The sequence below is a fragment of the Rhizobium oryzicola genome, assembly GCF_030504645.1.
In the GTDB taxonomy this organism is placed as follows: domain Bacteria; phylum Pseudomonadota; class Alphaproteobacteria; order Rhizobiales; family Rhizobiaceae; genus Neorhizobium; species Neorhizobium oryzicola.
On the sequence record NZ_JAUKWQ010000003.1, the window covers coordinates 71,832 to 96,676 of the forward strand.

The 24,845-nt window shown below is 58.5% G+C and carries 22 protein-coding genes and 3 pseudogenes; 9 read left to right on the forward strand and 16 right to left on the reverse strand.

All coding sequences use genetic code 11. The features are described from left to right. The first annotated feature begins 155 nt into the window (after nucleotides 1-155). The 4 genes and pseudogenes from Q2T52_RS10990 (at nucleotide 156) to Q2T52_RS11005 (ending at nucleotide 3,134) form a co-directional block, all read left to right on the forward strand. Nucleotides 156-386, forward strand: coding sequence for a hypothetical protein (locus Q2T52_RS10990; RefSeq protein WP_302076788.1), 231 nt, complete (start codon nucleotides 156-158; stop codon nucleotides 384-386). Then, the gene (locus Q2T52_RS10995; protein WP_302076789.1) at nucleotides 383-934 is read left to right on the forward strand and encodes an OsmC family protein; all 552 of its coding nucleotides are present in this window, start codon (nucleotides 383-385) and stop codon (nucleotides 932-934) included. Before Q2T52_RS10990 ends, Q2T52_RS10995 begins: the two co-directional genes overlap by 4 nt. Before the next feature lie 201 nt (nucleotides 935-1,135). Then, a pseudogene (locus Q2T52_RS11000) lies at nucleotides 1,136-2,724 on the forward strand (ABC transporter substrate-binding protein). Nucleotides 2,725-2,747: 23 nt separating this feature from the next. Continuing rightward, nucleotides 2,748-3,134: a tautomerase family protein gene (locus Q2T52_RS11005; protein ID WP_302076790.1), complete on the forward strand. Its 387-nt coding sequence runs from the start codon at nucleotides 2,748-2,750 to the stop codon at nucleotides 3,132-3,134. A gap of 123 nt (nucleotides 3,135-3,257) precedes the next feature. Here Q2T52_RS11005 and Q2T52_RS11010 read toward each other — a convergent pair whose 3' ends face one another. The 8 genes from Q2T52_RS11010 to Q2T52_RS11045 all read right to left on the reverse strand — a co-directional run bounded on the left by Q2T52_RS11010 (nucleotide 3,258) and on the right by Q2T52_RS11045 (nucleotide 11,648). Beyond that, nucleotides 3,258-4,121, reverse strand: coding sequence for a VOC family protein (locus Q2T52_RS11010; RefSeq protein WP_302076791.1), 864 nt, complete (start codon nucleotides 4,119-4,121; stop codon nucleotides 3,258-3,260). A 95-nt stretch (nucleotides 4,122-4,216) separates the two neighbouring features. Next, nucleotides 4,217-4,819 (reverse strand): alkylhydroperoxidase domain protein, encoded by a 603-nt coding sequence (locus Q2T52_RS11015; RefSeq protein WP_302076792.1) that lies wholly within the window; start codon nucleotides 4,817-4,819, stop codon nucleotides 4,217-4,219. Nucleotides 4,820-4,832: 13 nt separating this feature from the next. Beyond that, the gene (locus Q2T52_RS11020) at nucleotides 4,833-5,432 is read right to left on the reverse strand and encodes a CMD domain protein (protein WP_302076793.1); all 600 of its coding nucleotides are present in this window, start codon (nucleotides 5,430-5,432) and stop codon (nucleotides 4,833-4,835) included. A gap of 20 nt (nucleotides 5,433-5,452) precedes the next feature. Further along, nucleotides 5,453-6,490: a putative FMN-dependent luciferase-like monooxygenase gene (locus Q2T52_RS11025; protein ID WP_302076794.1), complete on the reverse strand. Its 1,038-nt coding sequence runs from the start codon at nucleotides 6,488-6,490 to the stop codon at nucleotides 5,453-5,455. Further along, nucleotides 6,487-8,136 carry a dipeptide ABC transporter ATP-binding protein gene (locus Q2T52_RS11030; protein ID WP_302076795.1) on the reverse strand — a complete coding sequence of 550 codons (1,650 nt, stop codon included), beginning with the start codon at nucleotides 8,134-8,136 and terminating at the stop codon, nucleotides 6,487-6,489. The genes Q2T52_RS11025 and Q2T52_RS11030 overlap by 4 nt, the downstream gene beginning before the upstream one ends. After that, nucleotides 8,133-9,017 carry an ABC transporter permease gene (locus Q2T52_RS11035; RefSeq protein ID WP_302076796.1) on the reverse strand — a complete coding sequence of 295 codons (885 nt, stop codon included), beginning with the start codon at nucleotides 9,015-9,017 and terminating at the stop codon, nucleotides 8,133-8,135. The genes Q2T52_RS11030 and Q2T52_RS11035 overlap by 4 nt, the downstream gene beginning before the upstream one ends. Then, the gene (locus Q2T52_RS11040; protein ID WP_302076797.1) at nucleotides 9,014-9,958 is read right to left on the reverse strand and encodes an ABC transporter permease; all 945 of its coding nucleotides are present in this window, start codon (nucleotides 9,956-9,958) and stop codon (nucleotides 9,014-9,016) included. Before Q2T52_RS11040 ends, Q2T52_RS11035 begins: the two co-directional genes overlap by 4 nt. A 61-nt stretch (nucleotides 9,959-10,019) precedes the next feature. Continuing rightward, on the reverse strand, nucleotides 10,020-11,648 hold the full coding sequence (locus Q2T52_RS11045) for a TIGR04028 family ABC transporter substrate-binding protein (RefSeq protein ID WP_302076798.1): 1,629 nt from the start codon (nucleotides 11,646-11,648) through the stop codon (nucleotides 10,020-10,022). Between the two features lie 394 nt (nucleotides 11,649-12,042). Here Q2T52_RS11045 and Q2T52_RS11050 point away from each other — a divergent pair, with 394 nt between their 5' ends. From Q2T52_RS11050 to Q2T52_RS11065, 4 genes are all read left to right on the forward strand, one after another. Next, nucleotides 12,043-13,056 (forward strand): sugar ABC transporter substrate-binding protein, encoded by a 1,014-nt coding sequence (locus tag Q2T52_RS11050; RefSeq protein WP_302076799.1) that lies wholly within the window; start codon nucleotides 12,043-12,045, stop codon nucleotides 13,054-13,056. Nucleotides 13,057-13,129: 73 nt separating this feature from the next. Beyond that, entirely contained in the window at nucleotides 13,130-14,680 is a 1,551-nt protein-coding gene (locus tag Q2T52_RS11055; RefSeq protein ID WP_302076800.1) for a sugar ABC transporter ATP-binding protein, read from the forward strand. Beyond that, on the forward strand, nucleotides 14,670-15,689 hold the full coding sequence (locus tag Q2T52_RS11060) for an ABC transporter permease (protein ID WP_302076802.1): 1,020 nt from the start codon (nucleotides 14,670-14,672) through the stop codon (nucleotides 15,687-15,689). The genes Q2T52_RS11055 and Q2T52_RS11060 overlap by 11 nt, the downstream gene beginning before the upstream one ends. A gap of 2 nt (nucleotides 15,690-15,691) precedes the next feature. After that, on the forward strand, nucleotides 15,692-16,693 hold the full coding sequence (locus Q2T52_RS11065) for an ABC transporter permease (RefSeq protein WP_302076803.1): 1,002 nt from the start codon (nucleotides 15,692-15,694) through the stop codon (nucleotides 16,691-16,693). Nucleotides 16,694-16,849: 156 nt separating this feature from the next. Here Q2T52_RS11065 and Q2T52_RS11070 read toward each other — a convergent pair whose 3' ends face one another. The 8 genes and pseudogenes from Q2T52_RS11070 to Q2T52_RS11105 form a co-directional block, all read right to left on the reverse strand. Beyond that, entirely contained in the window at nucleotides 16,850-17,593 is a 744-nt protein-coding gene (locus tag Q2T52_RS11070; RefSeq protein ID WP_302076804.1) for an ABC transporter ATP-binding protein, read from the reverse strand. Then, nucleotides 17,590-18,399, reverse strand: a complete 810-nt coding sequence (locus Q2T52_RS11075; protein WP_302076805.1) for an ATP-binding cassette domain-containing protein — start codon at nucleotides 18,397-18,399, stop codon at nucleotides 17,590-17,592. The genes Q2T52_RS11070 and Q2T52_RS11075 overlap by 4 nt, the downstream gene beginning before the upstream one ends. Next, a complete protein-coding gene (locus Q2T52_RS11080) occupies nucleotides 18,396-19,262 on the reverse strand; it encodes an ABC transporter permease (RefSeq protein ID WP_302076806.1) in 867 nt (288 codons plus the stop codon). Before Q2T52_RS11080 ends, Q2T52_RS11075 begins: the two co-directional genes overlap by 4 nt. Beyond that, entirely contained in the window at nucleotides 19,259-20,209 is a 951-nt protein-coding gene (locus tag Q2T52_RS11085; protein WP_302076807.1) for an ABC transporter permease, read from the reverse strand. Before Q2T52_RS11085 ends, Q2T52_RS11080 begins: the two co-directional genes overlap by 4 nt. Before the next feature lie 169 nt (nucleotides 20,210-20,378). After that, entirely contained in the window at nucleotides 20,379-21,902 is a 1,524-nt protein-coding gene (locus tag Q2T52_RS11090; protein WP_302076808.1) for an ABC transporter substrate-binding protein, read from the reverse strand. Nucleotides 21,903-22,112: 210 nt separating this feature from the next. Then, the gene (locus Q2T52_RS11095) at nucleotides 22,113-22,352 is read right to left on the reverse strand and encodes a hypothetical protein (protein WP_302076809.1); all 240 of its coding nucleotides are present in this window, start codon (nucleotides 22,350-22,352) and stop codon (nucleotides 22,113-22,115) included. A gap of 18 nt (nucleotides 22,353-22,370) precedes the next feature. Continuing rightward, entirely contained in the window at nucleotides 22,371-22,946 is a 576-nt protein-coding gene (locus tag Q2T52_RS11100; RefSeq protein WP_302076810.1) for an LLM class oxidoreductase, read from the reverse strand. A 1-nt stretch (nucleotide 22,947) separates the two neighbouring features. Further along, a pseudogene (locus tag Q2T52_RS11105) lies at nucleotides 22,948-23,469 on the reverse strand (DUF4158 domain-containing protein); the annotation flags it as partial. Between the two features lie 308 nt (nucleotides 23,470-23,777). Here Q2T52_RS11105 and Q2T52_RS11110 point away from each other — a divergent pair. Further along, nucleotides 23,778-24,706 (forward strand): annotated as a pseudogene (locus Q2T52_RS11110) (IS630 family transposase). The last annotated feature ends 139 nt before the right edge of the window (nucleotides 24,707-24,845 follow it).

Below are 24,845 nucleotides of genomic sequence, written 5' to 3' on the forward strand. Positions count from 1 at the left end.
TTTTCGGAGCCATACTGAACGAACATTTCTCGCCTTTGATTAAGCGCGGGTGTTGTCCGAGACTATGACGTATCGGTGGCAAGTCGCTGGTGCCGAGGTCATGTGCCGGAAAGGATTCGGGACTGGGCGCGGACTTTTTCTTCATGGGGAACAATATGCAGATCGCCAAAATAAGTTTGAAGAGGCTGGCAAGTCATGTTCCGCTTTGCCGGGTCACGCTTGTCGTACTTTTTCTTCTTGGGGCAACGATCGGTTTTGCTTTCTCATCTGTTGAGGTTCCCCAATCCCTGCAGGCACTTCTTTTGACAGCTGGTTTGCTTGGAACAATCTTCGGCATCGGACGGAAGCATCGTGTTGTTTACAGCGAACTTGGAGAGAATGCGTGACGACGTTAAATGAGTATCTGAGCCAGAAGAGAGATGCGGTGCTGGCTCGCCGCGGGCGCATACAGAGCGGCGATGCGGGCCCTGTGACGCTCAAGGCTGGCGCGACCGCAGAAGGGCGTAGCGGCGTGCGACGGATTCGCATTCGTGATTTTCAGGTCATTACGGATAGTCCCGCCGACTTTGCAGGGTACAATCTCGGACCCTCCTCTCCAGAACTGTTGCTGGGTGCTTTGTCCAGCTGCCTAACCCATACCTATCTCATCCATGCGGCAGATCAGGGCGTCCCACTGAAGTCACTGGAGGCGGAGGTTTTCGCTGTCATTGATCCGCGCGGAGGATCGGATGGATATGAAGCGATCCCCGTCTATCCGCATGACTTAGCCTATACAGTGACACTGGTCTCATCAGCCACCGCCGAACAGATCGCCAAGGTCACTGCGGCGGTGGAAAAATTCTGCCCCATTCTCAACCTCTTGAAGCGTGGCACGGAGGTGGTCGGCACCGTGGATCATCGCCAGTCCACAGCCACGACTGCCGACGCGGCCTGATCCAGCAGTTTATATCGCTCGGGCCGTGTGCCGGGCGTCAATCAGTTCCGACAACCTCACTGCCGTTTTGACTGGAGCGGACGGGCAACCGTTTGCCCTCCGAACCTCCTTTTGCGGCTGCCGACATGATGCGTGTTCAATGGCTGAAGGTTCTTCAGGCGTCCGGCGCTCATCCTGCCATCAACATCAAGGATTGCACTCTTGACCCTCTCCCGTCGTGATTTTCACAAGATCGCCCTTGCAGCAGGGGCATTCGTCGCCACGCCTGGCGGAGGCTTTGCCGCCTCTGAAGCGCCTGTAGCCGGCGGCACGCTGAAGCTTGTCTATTTTCCGGAACCAACCCAGCTTGTCGCGATCAACACCAGCGCAGGTGGCCCGCAGTTCATTGGCTCCAAGATTTTCGATGGATTGTTGACCTATGACTATGACCTGACCCCAAAGCCGTCCTTGGCCAAAGAGTGGACGATTTCACCGGATGGGCTCGAATATGTCTTCAGGCTGCGTGAAGGCGTCAAATTCCATGACGGCAAGCCCCTGACATCGGCTGATGTCGCCTTTACGATCTTTCGCCTGAAGGAAGCACATCCGCGCGGCCGAGCGATCTTCGCGCAGGTCGTCGAGGTCGACAGTTCCGACCCGCTCGTCGCGAAGTTTAAGCTCGCCAAGCCTTCGCCGGGATTGATCACGGCGCTGGCCGGGTCGGAATCGCCAATCGTGCCGAAACACATCTTCGAGACGTTCAAGCCGACCGACAACCCGAAGCCGGAGCAGATTATCGGAACGGGTCCTTTCGTTCTGAAGGAATGGGTGCCGGGAAGTCATCTTCTGCTAGAGAAGAATCCGAACTACTGGGATGCGCCGCGTCCCTATCTCGACCGTGTCATCATTCGGCTGATCAATGATGCCGGTGCACGCGCTGCCGCGCTTGAAACCGGCGAGGCTGATATCGGTCCCAATCCCGTTCCGCTGGCGGACCTGGAACGGCTGAAAGCGATCAAGACGCTGAATGTGGACGATCGCATATATGCCTATGCCGGGCAGCAGAACCAGCTGGTGATCAATCTGGAAAACCCTTACCTCAAGGAGTTGAAGGTCCGTCAGGCCATCGCGCACGCCATCGATATCAAGGCGCTGATCAACGTCGTTCTCTATGGCTATGCCATTCCCTCCCCGACGCCGATCAGCCCTGGCTTGGGCAAGTTCCACAACCCGGATATTCCCTTTGCGACGTTCGATACGAAGCTTGCTGAAAAGCTCCTGGATGAGCAGGTTTCCCGCGCAAGGAGGGTGGAAAGCGCTTCAAGCTTCGTGTGACAACCAACCCGTTCAATCCGCAAACATATTCCGACTTCATCGCACAGGCGCTCCAGAAGATCGGCATCGATCCTGATATCCAGAAGTTTGACTTTGCCACCTATGTCAAGGTTGTCTACACGGATCGTGCCTGGGATCTTTCGGTGGAATCGCTGTCGAATACCTTTGATCCGACTGCAGGTGTCCAGCGCGTCTACTGGAGCAAGAATTTCAAGATCGGTTTGCCGTTCTCGAATGCCAGCCACTACGAAAATCCGGAGGTGGATCGCCTGCTGGAAGCTGCCTCGGCAGAGCCGGATCTCGACAAGCGCGCCATGTACTTCAAGGATTTTCAAGTCATCATTGCGCGTGACCTGCCGGTCATCAACCTGGTCTCACCGATCCAGCCGGTCGTCGGAAGTATCAGGGTTCGCGATTATGCGCAGGGTGCCGAAGGTCTGGGCGGCAACCTATCGCGCGCATGGCTCAAGAGCTAAAATCGCCAATCGGGAGAGACCGCATGCCTGCAACACGCATTGAAACGCGAAGGGGCTGGATTGGCGACCGTCGCCTTGAGGTGATCGAAGCGGTGCAACGTGGGCTTCTGGCGGGTCTGCAGATACCTGATCATGATCGATGCGTCAGGTTGATCGAATACGAAGACGACACGATGATCTCGCCCCCGAACAGGGGCGAGAAGTACCTCGTCATAGAAATCACTCTGTTTGCCGGAAGGTCGCTGGACGCAAAGAGGCGACTGTATGCGTCGATTGCGAAAGAGCTGGCAGCCTTCGACGTGCCTACCGATGATATCAAGGTGATCCTCATCGAGGTCGAGCCGGTCAATTGGGGGCTCCGCGGTGTGCCCGCAAATGAAATCGATCTTGGCTACAAGATCAATGTATAGCAGAGTATTAGGTTCGCGGACTGCTTACACTTTTTCCTCTCAATGGATCCCGTTCCCGCGGGTGGGATCCATGAATGGCTCTGGAGATGACAGCTGGAGAATGTCAGGCCAACCCTTTTCGCGTCAGCCGCGCAGGAACTCCAATACGACACCGCTGGTATATTTGGGGCTCACAACGACGGTATTCCTGTCGGTTGCAAGGAACGGAAGACTGCTGGTGGCAAGAGTGGCCTTTGTCCTTTCTAGGTCTTCAGTATAGAGGCTGAGCGCCGCATAGCGGTCTTCGGCGAAGGCGCTCAGGTCCTCACCCGGAAAGCGTGCCGCGAAAACTTCCGGTGAATAGAATTCCAGCGCTGCCGAAATGTCTCCCGTCGAAACTCTGTAACCACCGTCCTGTGCTGCAACTGCGCCTTTGGCATAAAAGCCGCCATATGTTTGTGCTGTCGTCAGGGGAGCATCGACAACGGCGATGATGGCCGCCAGCCCGTTCGCGCCATTGGCATGCTCCTGCAATTCAGGCCGCCAGACCATGTCCGGCGTCTGCTGTTCACAGAGAAAGAAGTACCCAAGCGGAACCTGGAGCGGGTTGAACACCAGGGTGCGGAAAGCGGCTACGCCCGATCCTCCGTTCGGGAGCGGAAGCGGTCGCGAGAAGGCGCTGACCTCTCCCGTTTCGATACCAAGCGCTTTCAAAGCGGGCTTGGCATCATCGGCGCTGCGCGTCCGGTTGGCAACGGCCTGCAGCCCTTCGCCCTGTTGCGCAAGAAGCTGGCGCTGGGGAAGGTTTCCCGGCGTCTCCGAGACGACACCCAGCAGTTCCAGATAGTCCCGTTGAAAGACGATGGTATGGTTGGCCGTTCCCTTTTCGGCACTGTGCAGACCGCGAGGAGAAATTGTGAAGCCGAGCCGGCGATAAAGGTCCGCGCTTTTGTCGAGGTCGTTGACCAGCAGGAATGTATGGTCGATGCCGAGAACCGGATGGGTCACGTCGGATTTCCTTCGTTCATGTTCAAAATCATGGGCACCACCTCGCAGAAAATCCGCGCGGTGGCGCAAATATGAGACCTGTAAAAGCAGACCGACTACGCTGCCGGAGTTGGCTCGCCAAGCGAGAGCATCAGCCGGTTTGCCCAGTTGAAGAAGGCACCGCCATGGATCACATCGGAAATCTCGTCGTCCGAAAGGCCCGCCTTGCGCAGGCGCTCCGCATGATCGGCCGTGAAGGCAGGTGGCGTCGCGGTCAGAGCAACGGTCGCTGCGACAATCGCATTCCAGCGCTCGCCAAGATCGGCAGAAACGCCTTCATCGAGAAGCTTCTGCACTTCCGCCTTGTGTTCGGTATGATGGGTGGCGAAGCGCGAATGGACCGAGGCGCAGAAAATGCAGCCATTCGAGCGGGATGCAGCGGTGGCGGCGAGTTCCCGTTCGGCGCGCGGCAGGCCGTCCGCGACATTGTAGAAAATGTCCTTGTCGGTCTTGGTGCGTGCTTCCAGAATATCCGGGTCGCGTACCAGCAGCGCGAAATAGGGAGAGGAAGCCCGCGCCCGGTCTACCAGCGCTTCGTAATGACGCTCGGTCAGCTCGTCTGCCGTCAAAGGCTGAAGCCATGGCGTCCAGCCGATCTGGGCTTGCGTGAACACGTTTGGCGCGTTTTCGACCTTCGGTTCAATGATCGTGTCGGTCATGATGGCTCTCCGGTCAGGCGGCGTTGAGCACCTTCAGACCGGCGATAACGCGGATCTGGAAGGCAAGAAAGGCGACGAGCTGCGAGGCGGTAACAATGGCAGTTGTACTCCAGCCGGCTTGCAGCAGTTTCGAAAGGGCCTGGGGCTCTGCATCGCGTGGGCGCAGAACCAAAAGATGTGTGTGTTCAAAAAGCGCTGAGAGCTTTTCGCCAAGAATGGCGCGTTCACCGTCGTTCACGCGGTAGATCAAACCATCCTGATCCTCGTTGGACAGAGGGCCTTTTGGATAATGCCCATACGGCCCTTCCGTCACGCCATAGGCTGCGGCAGCTTCAACGGCAGGGCGAAGTGCCGTCCCATTTGGTTCATTCTCAAGTTTCTTGGCATAGAAGGCGGCAATCTCTGCCTGTCCGTGGAGGATCGCAACGAAAGTGGCGAGCGCAAAACGCTCGGCAAGCGAAAACTCTCCGGCATCCGAAGGCGCAAACAGTGCAAGCCAGCTGGCTTGAGCGCCTTCTTTCGTCACCGGACGCCGGGCGCGAAGTGTGTCTCCCGCCGAACCGGGGGAAATGCCCGCCAGATGGTCGATAATATCAGGAATTGTATCAGTCATGCGTTCTGCTTTCTTGCGTTTTATTCCGCGGCAATCCGGTTCGGGGCGGTTTCCGGACTCCAGCCAAGGGCGGGAGCGACTTCGGCTGCGATCAATTCGATCGAGCGCAGGATGTATTCGTGCGGCGGGTCAATCGAATGAACCTGGAAGACGAGATCGGTGGTGCGGGCCAGCGCACTATCTGCCTTCAGCGTGGCGATCACATCATCCGGCGTGCCGACATGGCTGTCGAGCGCCTTGATCAGATCGTCCAGGCTGCGGCCTTGAATGCGGTGGCCAGCGGCGGCGAAGCGATCGGCAACACGGGTCAACCCTGCTTCGGCGAGCTTTAGCGCCTGCTTGCGGTCATCCGCCACAAACAGGCTGCGCGATCCCAGAATGCGGGGTTTGCGACCTTCCGGAAGTGCTGCAAGATAGAGATCGATCATCGGATTTTGCAGTTCATCCAGGCGTGCATCCGGATTGTCGGCCGGACGCGGCTGGGTGCGCGACAGCATCAAGCCGTCCCCCGTCTCGCCGGCAAGCCTTGCGCCATTGGCGGAGAAGGTGGCAAGCCAAATCCGATCCAGCAAATGCGGCGCGCTGGGGTAGAGGCGGTTGCCGCCGCCAAGAGCCTCACCGCCCCAGGCCTTGCGGACGATATCGAGATATTGCGCATAGACGTCGCCGCGCTTGTCAGCTGAAATGCCGAACGCCTCAAAGGATTCCCGCGTGCCGCCTGTGCCGAAGCCGACTTCGAGGCGACCGCCCGATAGCAGATCGGTCACCGCTGTATCCTCCGCCACGCGCAAGGGGTTTTCCAGGGGCAGCGTGATGACGCCCGTACCAAGCCGGATGCGCGACGTATGTGCCGCGACATAAGCCAGGAATGCGGTGGGGGAAGGCAGGCCGCCTTCGTCCGCGTGAAAATGGTGCTGCGCGATCCAGGCGCTGTCGAAGCCATTGGCTTCCGCATGAACGATCTGCGCCTCAGCGAGGCGATAACGTTCGCCGGGACCGACATCATCCAGAAGGCGCGTGAAGAAGCCAAGTCGTTTTTGGGTCGGATGCTCGCTCATGATACCTGTCCGGCTGCCTGTGCTGCGATGTGAAGATGGTGCGGGAATTTGCGACCGGGAACGGCCTCGATGAGTTCTCGCGTGTAGTCGCTCGTCGGGCGCTCGAAGATCTGTTCGACCGGCCCATAATCCACCTGTCTGCCGTTATGCAGAACGGAGACGGTGTCCGCGATCTGTCGCACAACCGCGAGATCATGCGACACGAAGAGGTAAGTGAGGCCAAGATCCCGCTGCAATTCGCCAAGCAGCGAAAGAATTTGCGCCTGAACCGTCACGTCGAGCGCGGAGACGGCTTCATCCAGCACGACGACTTCGGGTTCCAGAACCAGCGCGCGGGCAATGGCCACGCGCTGACGCTGCCCGCCGGAAAGCGCATGCGGCAGGCGGGAGAGAACGGAGGTGGGCAGGCCGACACGCTCTATAATGGCTTCGACACGGCTGGCCCGTTCCGGCTTCGGCAGCGGATCGAAGTTCAAAAGCGGCTCTTCCACAATCGAGAAAATCGTCTGCTTCGGGTCGAGCGAGCCCCACGGGTTCTGGTAGACGAGCTGAACCTTGCGCCGGAACGGCCGCAGCGTACCGGAGGTCAGGCTGGCAACATCCGTCTCTCCAATCCGGATGCCTCCGCCACTCGCCTTCTGGAATCCTGAGATGGCACGAATGGTCGTGGTTTTGCCGGAACCGGATTCGCCGACGATGGCATGCGTGCTACCCTGAGGGACAGAGAATGAAACACCATCCACGGCGCGGAACCGTTGTCTGCCGGGGAGATCAAAGTCGATCGTCAACCCGGTAACCGTTACCAGTTCCGGCTTGCTCAGATCCAGCGCCGGCCGGTTCGTTTTAACAGCAAGCGACGGGGCATCGGAAAGCAGCTTGCGTGTATAGGCGCTTTTCGGCGCAGCCAGGACTGCAGGCGTTGGCCCCTCTTCCTGAATGCGCCCGTTTTGCAGCACCACCAGCCGGTCAGAGCGGTCGGCTGCGATACCCAGATCATGCGTGACCAGCAGAAGCGATGTGCCGTGTTCGCGCCGAAGATCATCGATCAGGTCCAGAATGCGCCGCTGCACGGTGACATCAAGCGCCGAGGTGGGCTCATCGGCAATAATGAGCGCCGGTTTGAGCGCAATGGCAATGGCGATCAGCACGCGCTGCTTCATGCCGCCCGAAAGTTCGTGCGGGTATTGCCTTGCCCTCAGTTCCGGCTCCGGCAGGCCAACATGGGTGAGAAGCTCGATCACGCGCCGGTCAGCCTCTTTGCGGCTGAGGCGTCCATGGATTTCCAGAATTTCGCGCACCTGTGTGCCCACGGCGAGCACCGGGTTCAGCGAGTTGGACGGGTCCTGCGGAATGAGGCTGACGACGGGGCCGCGAATGCCGCGCAGGCGTTTTTCGTTCCAGCGGGAAATGTCTTCACCGTTGAGGAGGATCGAGCCTGCATCGACCCGGCCGGAGCCTGCCAGAAGCCCCAGAACCGATTGCGCCGTCGTCGTCTTTCCCGAGCCGCTTTCGCCAACAAGTGCGACCACCTCACCGGCTGCGACCGAGAAGGAGACATCGTGGACAACACCATTCCGACGATCGCCATCACCGTAGGAAATACTGAGATTGCGGACTTCCAGAACGGATTGGTTTGAGTTTGTCATCGCGTTCTCCCGATCGACTGGCTGATGCGGTTGGCAGACAGCACGACCGCGACGACGACAAAACCGGGGGCGGCGGTCAGCCACCAGGCGGTGGCGAGATAATTGCGGCCTTCAGCAATCAACAGGCCCCATTCCGGTGTGGGTGGCGGCGCACCGTAACCCAGAAAGCCAAGAGTGGAGAGCTGCAGGATAGCCCAGCCGAACTGTACGGCCGTATAGGCAATCACCGAGTTCAGCGAATTCGGCAGAATGTGACGGCGCAAGACGTTCCAGAACGTGCCGCCGCTGCCAAAGGCGGCTTCGACATACTCCGCCCGGCGCACGCGCACGACTTCTGAGCGCGTAAGGCGGGCAAAGCCCGCAATCGAGGTTGCCCCCACGGCAATAGCCGCATTGATCGTGCCGAAGCCGAGCAGGATGATGATGCTGAGCGAGAGAAGCAGTGTCGGTATCGCAAGCAAGACATCGACGAAGCGCATGATGACGGCGTCGATCCGGCCGCCGGTTGAACCGGCGACGAGGCCAAGGCTTGTACCAGCGAGAAGACCCACCGCAACAGCAGCAACGGCTCCCGACAAAGAATGAACAGAACCATAAACAATGCGGGCAAACAGATCACGCCCCAGCGAATCCGTGCCCAGCAGATGCAGCGCAGACGGCGCTTTCAGCTGGCCACCCGGCAAGCCTTCAACCGGATTATAGCCGGTGAAAAGACCGGGGGCGACAGCCCAGAGCAGGGCCGTGCCAATAATCAGCCAGGCGAGAAGCAGGCCGAACGAAATACGCTTCAGCCGGAACTTTGGCAGTCGCGATTGTCCGGCTCCGGCTGCCTGGGAGACGTGCTGCTGCTCAAGACCAGTGGTGGTTTCGAGAGTGGTCATGCTGTGGCTCCACTGCGTGTTCTCAGGCGCGGATCGAGAATGGGATAGAGGAAGTCGACCAGGAGATTGATCGTGACAAAGGCCGCTGCTGAGATCACCACGATCGCTTGCAGAACGGACAGATCCTGATTGCTCACGGCCTTTTCGGTGAGGATGCCGATGCCGTTCAAACCGAAGACCGTTTCAGTCACGACGGCTCCGGCGATGAGCTCCCCGAACAGCACACCCGCAATGGTCAACGCCGGAAGGATGGCGTTGCCAGCCACATGTCGCCAGAGAATTCTGCGCTGGGTCGCGCCCTTGGCGACCGCAACGGCAATGAAGGGACGGGTGCGAATTTCATCAATGCTGCGGATGAGGATCTGCGCCAGGGGTGCCGCAATGGGAACGGCAAGCGTTGCGACCGGCAGAACAAGGCTTTCCCAAGGGCCGGGATTGATGACCGATACCAGCTTCAGCCGGAAGGAGAAGATCTGGATCAGCATGATGCCCAGCCAGAAGACCGGCACGGAGATGAGCAGCGACGGAACGGAATGAACGAGGTTTCTGAGCCATGCGAAGGGCGCAAGCGCCGAGAGCGCTGCTACGGTCACGGCAAGGGTGACTGCTGCCACAAAGCCGAGGGAGGCCAACGTCAACGTTGGCGGCAGATTGGTGGCGAGCTGTGCTGAGACGGGGACGCCTGCCTGGATGGAATAGCCGAAGTTCCCCGTGAGGAAATTGACCAGCGTCCGCAGATACTGCGTCGGCAGTGACCCATCGACGGCATAGGCCTCCCGGATAGCCTGGATCTGTTCCGGGCTCAAACCATAATCGGGGCTCAGGAACTTGATGAGAACGGCATCGCCGGGCATGGCCTGCAAAAGAATGAAGGACAGCGTAAACGCTGCCCACAACACCAGCAGTGCCTGTCCGATCCGGCTCAAAACATAGCGCGTCATCAGCGGGTCTCCCTCCAAGTGGCAAAGCGGCGGCACAGATCCCGCGCCACCGCTTCAGCCATTATTTTGCCAGCCAGACGTTGTAGAAGCTCGGACGACCGACAGCCTCGAAAGAGACACCCTTGACGTTCGAAGCGCCCGCGAAAGCCTGCGGCTCTTCGAAGATCGGGATCGTGTAGGCCTGCTCCAGCAGATAGGTTTGCGCATCGGCAACGGCCTGGAGGCGCTTCTGGTTGTCCGGCTGCGAGGCGATCTCGTCCAGAATCCCGTTCAGCTTGTCATCGACAAATGACTGCACCTTATCGCTGCCGCCGCCCTTCTGGCGCAGGACGTCGCGGTTTTTCGGATAGAACTGGCTCTTTATGACGTCAGGATCGGCGCGACCGACCATGCCCGGCGACACCGGGGTCTTCTGCGGATCGAGATCATCGACCGTGCGGCTGCCCGCGTCACCCGCCAGCACGTTGAGCTTGACGCCAACTTTGGCCCATTGCTGAGAAATCAACTGGAGCGTGGCGCGGTTTTGCGGCTGAGGCAGCGATTCATAGGCGGTAAGGATCAGCTTCTTGCCGTCCTTTTCCCGCGTACCATCCGCGCCCGGAACGTAACCGGCCTCATCCAAGAGCTTCTTGGCCTTGTCCAGATCAAAGGCAAGCAGTGCAGAATTGTCCTTGTAGCCAATGGCTGTGGACGCGATGACAGACGTGGCGATCGGATAGTTCTTGGAGAAAAGGGTGGAGACGATCTCTTTGCGGTTTGTCGCGAGGCTCAGCGCCTTGCGCACCCGAACGTCGGAAACAAGCTGGTTATCAGGGCGGAAGACGATGCTGTTGTTCACACCGCGGGTGCTGGGTGCATAGATCTTGAAACCCTGGGCCTCGACCTGAGGCTCGTCATAAGCCTGCACCTGCCGAATGAAATGCGCCTGTCCCGCCAGAAGCGCGCCGATACGGACGCTGTCTTCACCGGTCACGATGTATTTGATGCCGTCCAGATAGGCACGGCCCTGGTGCTCGAACTTGGCCGGCCCCCAATTGTATTCCTGACGTGCCTTGAGGGTCAGTTCCTTGCCCAGCGTTTCGCTCGCCACCACAAAGGGGCCGGAGCCGGTGATCTTCGTGGCATCGCCCAGCTGATCGAAGGGAAGAGAAAGTGTCTTCAGCGAAACAAGGCCCGAACCAATGACGGATGTGCCTTGCAGGAAGCCAGGGGACGGCTTCTTGAAATAGAACTTCACGGTCAGCGGATCGACCACTTCGCTGCGGTCATAATTGTTGACGACCTCGGATACCGGATATTTCAGGGTCTTGTCGCCGAGACCGTAGACATCGAAGTTCTTCGCAACCGCCGCCGCATCGACCGGCGTACCGTCGGAGAAGGTCACGCCGGGACGCAGCTTGAAGGTATATTGCGTAGCATCCGCATTCACCTCCCAGGACTGGGCGATCCACGGCTCGATCTCAAGCGTCTGTGGGTTCTGGTAGGTCAGCTTGTCGGTGATCTGGTTCAGGATACCGCCATTGGGATAAAAGCCGCCCGCCGGGGGATAGAGGTTCGTGTGCGCCTGCTGCTCCAGATAGATCAGCGTACCACCTTTGACGGGCGTGTCAGCGGCGATCGCCACGGCGGAAACGCTCACGGCAGCAGCCAACGCAACGAACGTGCCGAGCAAATATTTGCGATATGTCATTTTTAAATTCCAGCGGTTTTGAACTGGAATAAGGGTATCGTTTTGCGCGTAACGATCAATAATATCTAGCGATTTAGTATTCTATTTTAGGCTTTGAATGAAGGATGTTCCTTCTGCGGTCCTGCATGGATTCGAAAAGATCTGCCGGCCCGCTTTATCCCTGCAACACCGCCGCCACCGATAATGCCGAATTCAAACAAGATTCCGGTCCTTGGGTCGGAACGCAACTCCCAGTCCCTCTGCCAAGGCGAGGCGTCGCATCAATATCCTAACCAAATGCCGATCCCTTCCATTCACTCTTTGCTCTATGTGAGCGGTTTTTTGGAAACCCATTTCTTCTCTTTCGGAATAGTCCACTTAGTTTATGGACAAATCGCAAATCGGAGGGATTGTCATGACGATCGAAAATTCGAATACCGGCCTGGGAAGACGGGAGCTTTTGAAATTGTCGGCATTGGCCGGGGTCGCCGTCACGGGCGCTTCGCTGCTTGGTCAGAAATCGGTCCAGGCCGCCGATGAGGAACTCTCTCTCAAGGGCAAGCGCATTGCCATCAGCGCGACTGGAACCGATCACTTTTTCGATCTGCAGGCCTACAATGCCCAGATCGACGAGGTGAAGCGGCTGGGCGGCGAACCAATCGCCGTCGATGCCGGACGCAACGACGGCAAACTGGTGTCGCAACTGCAGACGCTGATCGCCCAGAAGCCGGATGCGATCGTCCAGATCCTGGGCACGCTGAGCGTCATCGATCCGTGGCTGAAGAAGGCGCGTGACGCCGGCATTCCAGTTCTGACTGTCGATGTCGGCTCGACCAATTCCATCAACAACACCACCTCCGACAACTGGGGCATCGGCAAGGATCTGGCGCTGCAGCTGGTTTCCGACATCGGCGGCGAAGGCAACATCGTTGTCTTCAACGGCTTCTATGGCGTCACCCCCTGCGCGATCCGCTACGACCAGCTGGTCAATGTGGTCAAATATTTCCCCAAGGTGAAAATCCTTCAGCCGGAACTGCGCGATGTGATCCCCAACACCGTGCAAGACGCCTTCACGCAGATCACTGCGATCCTGAACAAATATCCGGAAAAAGGTTCGATCAAGGCGATCTGGTCGGCCTGGGATATCCCCCAGCTCGGCGCCACCCAGGCACTCGTCGCTGCTGGTCGAACGGAAATTCGCACCTACGGCGTCGATGGCAGCCCCGAAGTGCTGCAACTTATCGCCGATCCGAAATCCCCCGCCGGCGCCGATGTCGCCCAGCAGCCGGCTGAAATCGGGCGTACCGCGATCCGCAACGTGGCCAAGCTTCTGGCAGGGCAGACGCTGCCACGAGAAACCTATGTTCCCGCACTTCTGGCCAATAAGACCAATGTCGCCGAAGTGACCAAGAAGCTGGGTATCGGCTGACATGCGCTGACCAAAGAGAGCGATCCAGCACCGCTGGGTCGCTCAAATCTGGCCTGACCTTTGGACGGTTCCCATGACAGTCATTCCCTTGAAGCAGCCATCGACATTGCAGCAGGACGTCATTCGGCTTGAGGGCATCGTCAAGGGTTTTGGTGGCGCACAGGCTCTTGCTGGGGCGTCGCTGGTCGTCAGGCGTGGAACGATCCATGGTCTCGTCGGACAGAACGGTGCGGGCAAATCGACTCTCATCAAGCTTCTCGCCGGCCTTCACCAGCCGGATGGCGGGCGGATCGAGATCGAAGGGCAGGCGTTCGACCGGCTGACACCGCATCTTGCCGAAGAACTTGGCATTCACTTCATTCATCAGGACCGGTTGCTGGTGCCGACCTTCACAGTCGGCGAAGCATTGTTCTTGGGTCGGGAACCGCGCATTGCGGGCACGCCGTTTCTGGACCGGCGGCTGATGCAGCGCCGGGCAGCCGAAATCCTCAATGACTATTTCGGAGTGCGCTTGCCGAACACGGCCTTGATTGGCGACCTGTCGACAGCCGAAAAGCAGATCGTGCAGATCACGCGCGCGCTTCTCAACCAGCCCAAGGTGCTTGTGTTCGATGAGCCGACTGCCGCCCTTGTGCGCCGCGAAGCCGATATCCTCTTCCGGCTGATCCGCCGCCTCCGCGACGAAGGCGTCACCATCATCTATATTTCGCATTACCTCAACGAGATCGAACAGCTTTGCGACCATGTCACCGTGCTGCGCAACGGTCAGGACGTCGCGTCCTCGCCAATCTCGGAAACATCGGCGGCCGCGATCGCCCGGCTGATGGTTGAGCGAGACATCCAGGACATGTTTCCAAAGCCGGTGGTCGCACTCGGGGACGAGATCCTGAAGGTCGAGCAACTGTCGGCACCTGGAAAATATGAGGATGTCAGTTTTACGCTGCGTCGCGGGGAAGTGCTGGGGCTGACGGGCTTGCTCGGCTCCGGCGCGAAGGAATTGGTGCGCACCCTTTTTGGCCTGGAAAAGCCCGCTTCCGGCCGCATCGACATCGGCGGGCGGCCTGCCCATTTGTCTAATCCCACACAGGCCACAGGCAGGAATGTGGCCCTGGTGCCAGAAGACAGGCGCCGGCACGGCATCGCGCTCGACCTCAGCGTCAAGGAAAACACGAGCCTTTCCAGCCTTGACCGCTTCACGCGCTTCGGCTTTCTCGACCGCAAAAGCGAACAACGTGAAGTCGACGCTCTGATCGCGCGGCTGCAGGTGAAGGCCAGCGGGCGGGATGCTCTGTTGCGCACGCTCTCGGGCGGAAACCAGCAGAAGGTGGCCATTGCCAAGTGGCTGAGCCGCCATTCGGAAGTCTACCTGCTCGATGAGCCGACGGTTGGCGTCGATATCGGCTCCAAAGTCGAAATCTATACGCTGATCGGCGAGCTTGCGGCCCGTGGCGCCGGCGTGATCGTGCTGTCCTCGGATCTGCCCGAGCTTATTGGGATCACCGATCGCATCCTTGTGTTTTTCCGCGGCCGCGTCGTGCGCGAGTTCGCATCATCGGAGGCAACAGCGGACAGGGTTCTCGCCGAATCCACGGGGTCGCCGGAGGGACAGCGCCATGTCGGCTGAAGCAGAATTTGCGCCGTCCGGATTTTCATCCGTCGAACGATCCGGTAGGTCGGCCGGAAATATTGCTGCAGCGGCCCTGCGCTTTGGATCATTGATTGCCTTTGCCGCCATTCTGATCGTCTTTTCCATCACGGCACCCTACTTCCTCAGCGTTGGCAACATTGGCAATGTGCTTGGTCAATCCGCAATATCAGGCGTGCTGGCCATTGGACTCACAATCGTCTTGATCGCCGGCGGCTCCAATGTCGTAACCGGCGGCATTGATCTGTCGCTTGCCGCCAATATGGGCCTCAGCGCCGCAGTCTATGCCAGCCTGACACAGCTCGGCTATGGCGATGCTGTTGCCATCGCCGCATCGATCCTTACCGGCAGCCTGATCGGTCTGGTGAACGCCATCGCTGTCGTCTATGCCGGCATCGTTCCCTTGCTTGCGACGCTTGCCGTCATGAACATTGTTGCCGGTCTGGAACTCGTGCTGACGGGCAATACGGTGATCCCGGCATCCACGCCCATTCTCTCGGCGCTGTCGGCTTCCGATCCATTCGGCATACCGGTCCTTGCCTATGTGCTGATCGACTTCACTGTGCTTGCAACGGCAGTCGTTCAGTACACACCGCTCGGTCTTCGCCTCTATGCGATCGGAGAGTTTCCAGATGCGGCGCGCGCCGCAGGCTTGCCTCTACGACGCTTGCTGGCCGGTGCATTCATCGCCAGCGGCGTTTGCGGCGGCCTCGCCGGTATTCTTTCAGTATCCTATCTCAGCGGCAGCACCACAGGCTCAGGCGAGATGCTATTGCCAGTCGTCGTCACGGCCTTGCTCGGTTCGGTGTTCCCGCGTCGGTTGGTTCCAACAATCACCGGGACGCTTCTTTCAGCACTGCTGGTTGGCTTCCTCAGCAATGGTTTCCAGCTGCTCAATATTTCCAGCACGCTGGTGAGCGGCATTCAGGGGCTCCTGATCCTCATCGTGGTGTCCGCAACCACGCTATTGCGCCGGCAGGAGGCCTGAACATGTCGCTAACGACCACGAAAGCTGCAAACGCAGGATTGCATGGCGTCGTCGCCGCTAGTCTGCTGCGCTACGGGCTGATCCTTGCGCTGATCGTCGTGTTTGCCATCTTTTCCGCGATCACGCCGACATTCCTGACCTTGACCAATCTGCAGAGCGTACTCGTCAACAATTTCCCCCTACTTGCAATCATATCCATTGCCATGACCTTTGCGGTGGCTTCCGGCGGGATCGATCTTTCTGTCGGAACGGCAATGGATTTCGCAAGCTTCGCCTTCGTCTCCCTCGTGCTCGCCGGGCAGCCGGTGGCCATTGCAGCCCTGGCCGGATTGGCGGCGGGCGCGCTGGTCGGGGCATTTAATGCACTGCTGATATCGGTGATCGGCGTCTCACCCTTCCTTGCAACGCTCGGCACGCTGTTCATCGGCCGAAGCGTCCAACAGCTTCTGACCAATGGGGGCAACCCCGTCTATCTCCCGCCAAACGGCGTGCCGGAGGTTTTCCGCTTCCTTGGTCACGGCACGCTTGCAGGTTTCCCTGTGCCGCTTGCCATTGCCATCATCATCGCGGTGGCCACCGCAGTTATGTTTGTCCACACAAGATTCGGGCGCATCACCTTGTCGATTGGCATCCAGCCCAGCGTCGTACGCTACTCCGGCATTGCTGCACCGGCCTATATCGCCGCCACGTTCGTGCTGGTCGGATTGATTGCAGCCGTTGGTGGACTAATCCTGACCGCGACCGTCACCGTCTATATCCCGTCATCCGGGAACGCATTTCTGCTGAATGCCATCGGCGCAACCTTCATCGGCACAACGCTCAGCCCACTCGGACGACCAAACGTGGGCGGCACGATCCTTGGCGTGCTGTTGCTCAGCATCGTCGCCAATGGGCTCCTCCTGACCGATCTCAATTTCTATTGGCAGCAGGTGGGTACAGGCACACTCATATTCGCCGTTCTAGCCTTGAGCTTCATTAACAGGAAGGCCGGTAGCGGCGCATGAGGTGAACCGCTTCGGGTCTACTGACCAGCGAAGCGCAACAAGGCTACTTCGAATTTGGGACATGTTGAGATGTCGGTGAAGAGTATAAGGGGCAGCGAGGGAATTTGGCCCCGCAAAGCCCCGGCATTGTTATTGACAATTCACTGAGGACCAAAACTACGGCAGCCTCGGCGTACTGGCAAGAAGCCTTCGGGTGTAAGGGTGAACCGGGTTGGACAGGACATGTTCGGTAGGTCCGCTTTCTACGATCCGCCCCTTTTCCATAATGGCGATATCAGGGCATAGAAGTGCGACAAGGGCAATGTCATGAGACACAACCACGAAGGTCACCGAGGTCGACAGGGCCTTGAGAAGGTCGACAATGAGGATGCGTGTCGATAGGTCGAGGGCGCTGACAACCTCATCCGCCAGCACCAGATCAGGGCGCGCAACGATGGCACGCGCGATGGCGATGCGCTGTCGCTGGCCGCCGGAAAATTCGTGCGGATAACGTTGGGCCGCATCCGCAGGCAACCCTACTGCCGTCGCAGCCTCTGCCACGGCTTTTGCAACATCGACGTCGATCTTTAGCGCACGCAAAGGTTCCGCCACGATATCGAAAATGGCTTGTCGTGGATCGAGAGATGAATAAGGGTCCTGGAAAACCGCCTGCACACGCCTGCGGAAGTCACGCATGAATTGCCAGTTCTTCGTGTCAAGGACTTGCCCGTCGATGGAGATGCTGCCGGCTGAAGGCTGTGCAAGTCCGAGCAACAGCCGCAGCAAGGTCGTCTTGCCCGAGCCACTTTCCCCGACGATACCGAGGTTGCGGCCTTTCTCGAGTGACAGGCTGAGATCTTCGATAATTGTCCGGGTTTGATCGTAACGGAAGGAGAGGTTCTCGACTTGGATGAAGCTCAAAATAGCCTCCCCAGCGCCCTGTCGAACGTGCGGGCAGCCTCGATAAGACTGCGGGTGTAGCCATTGTTGGGAGCCTGAAGCACCTCGCCCACGCTGCCATCTTCCACCAGTTCCCCCTGTTTCAGCACTGCGACGCGATCCACGGCGGCGGCAACCACCGGAATATCGTGGCTGATGAAGAGAAGTGCCATATTTTCCTCTTCGACGAGCTGGCCGATCAGCTTGAGGATATCTGCTTGTGTCGTCACATCCAATGCGGTTGTCGGCTCGTCGGCGATCAGCAATCGCGGGCGCCAGGCCAGCGCCATGGCGATGGCGACCCGCTGGCGCTGCCCACCTGATATTTCGTGAGGATAGGCCCGCGCCAGACGTTCGGGATCCGGTATGGAAACGCGCGCCAAGAGTTCCAATACACGTGCCTGAACCTGCTGCGAAGATGTGGATACGCAATCATGGCGCATGCGCCTGCGAACGACCTCGCCAATCTGGCGGCCGACCCGCATCAATGGATCTAGAGCGGTCAGCGGTTCCTGGAAAATCGTCGCCACGACCGGACCACGGAGCGCGACCAGTTGGCGCTCGCGTGCACCGACAACCTCGGTATCAGCAAGGAGGATGGAGCCGGTAGCCATCATCGCGTCGGATAAGAGGCCGATCAGAGCCAAAGCAGTGAGCGATTTTCCCGAGCCGGACTCGCCGATCAGGCCGAGCCGTTCACCTGGAGCAATTGAAAAGCTGACATTGCGCACCAGCTGCCGCTCACCAGCGGCAATGGACATGCGATCGATGGTTAGCAAGGCGCTCACCGGCTGCGCCTCCGTGTCGGATCTGCAAAGGCCCGCAGTCCGTCCGCCAGCAGGTTCATGCCGATGACCAGCGTCACGAGAGCAAGCCCGGGCGCGATGGCGCCGAAAGGTGCCGTATAGACGGTTCCCTGGGCTTCCTGCAGCAGCCGGCCCCAGGACGCATTGGGGGGAGGCGCTCCGAGGCCCAGATAGGAAAGGGATGATTCCGCCATGGCCGCCAGGCCGAATTGCAGCGCCAGGTTGACGATCAGGGTCGGCCAGATATTCGGCAGCACATGCACGAAGACAATGCTTGGCCAACTGCTGCCAGCCACACGTGCGGCCACGATGTAATCCATAGAAAGCACCCGCTTGACAAGAATCCGGGTGAGCCGGGCGATAATGGCAGATCCTGCAATGCCAATGGCGAGCACGGCAGTGAAAAGGCTCGCTGTCTGGCTTGCAGTTACAATCAGCATGGCAACAAGCAAGGTAGGAAACGCAATCAGAATATCGAAGGCGGCGGCAAAAACATCATCGAGCGTGCGGGTCGCAAATGCGGCAAGAGTGCCAAGCGTGATGCCGATTCCGGCACCTACGAGCACAGCGCCACTTCCCACTTCCAGAGCGATACGAGCGCCGATCAGGATCTGGGTGAAGAGGTCACGTCCGAGGCGATCCGTTCCCGCCCAGTGGGCAATGGAGGGCTCGGCGAGGCGCCCTCCAACCATTGCGGTTGGTTCGTAGGGCGTCCACAAGATCGTGAGGATTCCGGCAAGGAGATGAAGGCCGACGATAAGACCCCCGACAATCAGTGAAAGCGGTATTTTCCGCCTTACGCTTATGGCGGTCGGCTGCGGCGTGTCCGCTGGGGTCAAACTCATGATGCACCGCCGGAAACGCGACCGCGAAGGCGGGGATCGACGAGGCGCTGGATGACATCGGCTGCAAAGCCGGCGATCAGAACGAGCATGGTCGATACGACGAGAACACCCTGAACATTCGGGTAGTCGCGCTGTTCGATGCCAAGAAGCAACATCGAGCCAAGACCTGGAAGCGCAAACACCCGTTCGATCACGACAGCACCGAGCAGGGTCGATGCGAGTTCGATGCAGAGAATTGAAATGACTGGAACGGCTCCGTTTCGAATCCCATGGCGCACCAGCGCTCCGGTCAGGGTGGCGCCCAATGCCCGCGCAGTCCTGATGTAATCACTGGACATAACTTCTTCTGTTGCTGAGCGCACATAGCGTATCAGCGATGCCGACATCACAAGCGTAATCGTAGCGACCGGCAATATCAGCGCCTCGATGCTGTCAATCGGGGCGCTCCAGCCATCTGTGGGAAAGCCTCCGGAGGGAACCAGTTGCAGGTTCACCGCAAACAGCGTGACCAGCAAAATCCCGATCCAGAAAGCGGGAACGGCGATGCCAAGCTGCGAAATAACCGATATGCCCGCACCGTACCACGTGCGCTGGCGGACTGCGGCCAGTATGCCTACTGGAACGGCCACAATGATTGAACTGATAAACGCAGACAGCGTAAGGGGCAGGGTCACTACCAACCGATCGCCAATCTCCCGCAAAACCGAGGCGCCACTTACGAAGGAGACGCCGAAGTCCAGCTTGGCGATGTCCGTTAGAAACCGGAGGAACTGCTGAAAAAGGGGGAGATCCGAGCCGACCTGACGGCGCGCCGCCTCGATCTGGGTCGCATCCGCACCGACCGAAACAAGGGCGTTGGCCGGATCTCCCGGCAGTAGCCGCAGCAGCACGAACAGGACCGCACTGGCCAGCACAACGGAAACAAGCAGGATTGCTGAACGGCGCAAGAGATAGACGAGAATGACTGGATCTCCTTATCCGTATACTAGGAACAGGTTCCACCAGGCGCTTACGACCGGTAAACGGCCTGTGCCTTGACGCTCTCTAAGGCCGCTCCCACATGCAAAAGCCGCCCCGTCATAGGGCGGCTCCATGCTGCTGTCGATGGCTTGGGACTTATTTCCCGCCCTTTTGAATGGCTGAGGTAAAGAATTGCGAGTTTAAGCCATTGACCGGATAGCCGGTAACGGAGGCCTTCGACACGACGATTTGCGGATAAAGATAGAGCCAGTTGCTGGCAGCATCTTCCGCAATCTGCGTGTTGGCCTCTTTCAGCCGCCCGGTCTGCTCGTCCGTCGTCATGCTGGCTTCGGAGGACTTCACAAGATCAATGGCCTTGGAATTGTTGTAACCCCAATAGAAATCGGGATTGCTGTAGAACACGATGTCACGATGGTTGACATGCTCCTGAAGGGTCGCCTGGAAATCATGCGCCTTGTAGACCTTGGAATACCATTCATTTGCGGTGATGATATTGATATTCACCTTCACGCCGATCTTGGCATATTCCGTCTGCAGGAACTGAGCCACCAGCGGGTGCGGATCATAATTCGGCGTGTCGATCGTGAATGTGAAGCCGTCCTTTAAGCCGGCTTCGGCGAGAAGAGCCTTGGCGCTTTCGACATTGTAATCATCGACCTTCGTGAGATCGACATACCACGGATCGGTCGGAGGGACGAAGGAACCGATCACCAGACCCCGATCGCCCCAGACAGCGTTGAGGAGCTTCTTCTTGTCAATGGCGCGAGCAAGCGCTTTACGCACTTTGACGTTATCAAAAGGCGCAACGCGATCATTATAGGCCAGCAACAGCTTGGTCGTCGACTGCCCCTCAGCGACGGTAAAACTCTTGTTCGTCTGGAATTGCTTGAGCGAATCCGGGCTCTGAACCGACGTGATAATGTCAACGGAGCCCGTCAGCAGTGCGTTGTTAAGGGCTGTCGCGTCAGTGAAATAGCGGAAGGTCACGCCGCTATTTGTTGGCTTCGTTCCCCAATAGCCCTCGAAACGAGCAAGCGAAAGCGACGAACCACGTCGCCAATCACCCAACTTGTAGGGTCCGGTCCCGTTCTCTGCTGATTTCAGGTCCTTTCCACTGTCATTGACGATCCAGACATAGCTCAGATTGTACGGCAGGGAAATGGAACGGGCCGAAAGCTTGATGACGACCGTCGCATCATCCGGCGTTTCGATGGAGGCAATTCCCTTGAGGCTGTTCTTGCGGGAGCTTTTGGAGTCCGGACCAGTAACTCGCTCGATCGAATGTTTTACGTCCTTCGCCGTGAGAGGCTCTCCCGAGTGAAACTTGACGCCCGGCTGCAAGGTGAAGATATACGCCAGCCCGTCCTCGGACACCTTGTAATCCTTGGCGAGCACCGGTTCCACGGCGCCGGAATCCGACAGGCGGAAAAGGGCTTCGTAGACATTGCCATTGAAGGCTTCGTTGATGCCCTGGCCGGCACCAGCAGTATTGTCGAGGTTCTGCGGCTCATACAGAGAGCCGATGTTGATGCTGGCATTGGCGTCGAAATCGGCCGCATGCAACGAAGGCGCGAAAGCTGTCGTGGAGGCAAAGAAACCAACGATGCCGAGCTTTATGCAACACGCCAGAGAAGTCGGAATTGAGAAGGAGCGGAGCATGATCGGTTTCCTCGGACTTTTGTTGAGTTTGTCAGCCGAAACTATCGTTGACATTGGTTCTGGTGAAGGGTGCCATCTGCGATCAGGCACCCCGTTTAAGCAAAAATCTTCCAAGTTTTGGGCGATCGTGAAAACGTGCCAGGCGGCTCGCCGTTCGAGGACAGAGGATGAGAAAACCTCTTCTGCGCAAGTCCTGGGCCGCCAACCCTCTCACGCTGTCTTGCGCATTTCGGCAACACTGGCGGACGGCAGCTCGAGGTTGGAGCGGAAATCATCGCCCAAACAGTCAGTGTCGATAGTCGCGCGTCGCCGCAGTTCCGGCAGCAAGCCATTCACCAGAAGGTCTTCCTGGTCCGGGTTGCCGAAACCATGTAGTGACAGCACATCGAGAATACCATGGCGATAGCGCTCCTCGATGGCATCCGCCAGCTGCTCCGGCGTGCCGGCCATAGACCAGTGTCCGGTCTCTTACGCATGAATAATGAGTTCGCGAAGCGTCAGGCCCTGCTGCGCATAACGCCGGAACACGTCAACCCGCCCGCGTCGGCGGTTGACGCTCGACACCTCTGGCAGCAGAGTTTCCGGCAGCGGCTTGTCGAGCGGTAAGTCAGAAAGATCAATCTCGCCGCCCAGCATATCGGCAAGCTTCAGGCGGCCCTGTTCGTAATCGATACGCTCATGTTTTTCCTTCAGCCGCCGGGCAACATCTGCGTCACTTTCTCCAATGACGGAGTGGAACGAGTTCATGATGAATGACAGGCCGTTAGCACGGCCGAAGGCGATGGCATCTTCCAGCTTGGGTTGGGAGGTATACACCACCTCTGCGTAACGCGCGCCAACCGTAATGCCGGGATCAGATTGCCCGGCCTGAAACTGTACCGGTCGTCCTTGCGGCAAAGGCGGCACGTCGAGAGGCCCCTGAACGTCGAAATGCCTGCCTTTGTAATCGACGCGATGAAACTTTCGTGGATCGACACCGATAGCACCCGAAGACCTGCGTTGAGCTGCGTCGCGTTCATTGGCGTCGTAAAGAGCGTTGACCACTTCGATGAACTCTGCCGCCCGCTCGGCCGATGCGTTCGATCGTGTCGATCGCCGGCAGGAGCGCTCTGCGTTCGCGAAGCGCGGCGACAGCCGAACTGTCTATCGCAGCACCGTCGTCGGACATGGTCGCCGCTTGAATTGCCGCCAATAGCGCGGCGCGGCGATCTTGCAGCGTCGCGCTTCTCGTATCGAGATACACCATTAGCCGTGCCATATGATCCCGACGGGTTTCTTCACGGCGTGCATAGAGGGCAAATTCGTCTGGAGTAGCGCCGATCTGATCCGCAATATATCTCAGCATGGCGCGAGGCGGAGTTTCTTCTGCTCCAAGCACTCGACCCGGATATCGCATTAGACATAGCTGGATGGCAAAGCCGAGCCGATTGTGATTACGTCGCCGCAGTTCGATCCCCAGGCGATCCGCCAATGACAACGAATAGTGTAGGATTAAGCTGTCCTCGTCGACTGGGATATCGACAAGCCTCCGGCGATCTTGATCTTTGAGAAGCTTGCGCTTTGCGATCGCCCGACTCCATTCACGACCAACCTGCGTCGAGCGTTGTCGAGTCGGGCCGGCCAGAGAAATCAAAACTGGCGCATGTCGATGGCAATCCACAGAGATCGGATGCTGCAGGTCCGAACTACAACATTGTTCCTGTTTTGTTCGGCCTTAGCGTACGATTTCGGACTGCTCTAGTTCTGACCCCCTCAACGCGCTGATCGGAGCTTCGGCCGATTTGGAGTCTGTCCGCGTTAATCGGAATCGCGACTGGATTCCGTTGATTTGATTTTTGTGATTCAAGATCATTGCTGGATCGGAGGCCAGCAATGATGGTGCGACCTCTATCTCTTGATTTGCGAACGGCATTGCGTCAGCGTTGAACGATGGCATGACGGTTCGTGCCGCAGCGGAGTGTTTTGGGATATCGGCTGCAACTGCGGTCCGTATTGGGCAACTCGATTGGTCCGGCCGAGGTTTGATGCCGGTGAAGATCGGCGGGTATGTCAAACCGACACTGAGGGCGCTGCGGCCGATGCGGTGCGTCAGCGGCTGCAGGTCAAGTTCGACTGGACGGTGCGTGCGCTGTCGGCGGAGCTGAAGTCTGCGGGGATCAATGTGTCTCATGGCACCGTCTGGCGCTTCCTGCGCAGCGAGGGCAAGACCTTCAAAAAAACGCTGATGGCAAGCGAGCAGGATCGTCCGAAGGTGGCCCGGTTCCGGATGCGATGGAAGACCCATCAACATTGGCTTGATCCGGATCGCCTCGTCTTCATCGACGAAACTTGGATCAAGACCAACATGACGTGCAATTCGAGGCGAGCGTTGCCGAGCTGGCGTGCCGCACGGCCATTGGAAAACAACAACCTTCACCGGCGCGCTGCGCCTTACAGGAATGACTGCCCCGTTTGTCTACGATGGAGCCATGAACGGCAACGTCTTCCTGGCATATATCGAGCAGGTCTTGCTGCCGACCCTTCAGGTCGGCGATGTCGTCATTATGGATAACCTGCCGGCCCACAAGGCATCCGGTGTGCGCGACGCCATCGAGCGCGCCGGCGCCATACTCATGTTCCTGCCGCCCTATAGCCCAGACTTCAACCCCATTGAAAACGCATTCTCCAAATTGAAAGCCATGCTGCGGGCTCGGGCGGAAAGAAAGATCGATGCTCTATGGGATGCGGTCGGCACATTGATCCTCCGTTTCACACCCGCAGAATGCGCAAACTACTTCAGGGCTGCAGGATATGATCCAGATTGAACAGGATCTGCTCTAGTTTCTCGAAGGTTCAGCATCAGGCCATCGATCTTCTCTGTCCGCAGCCTGATCTGGTCCAGGTAGAGCTGGCCAATCTCTCTGAAACCATCAGGGACGTTCAGGGTTCGGGTCATGAGAGATA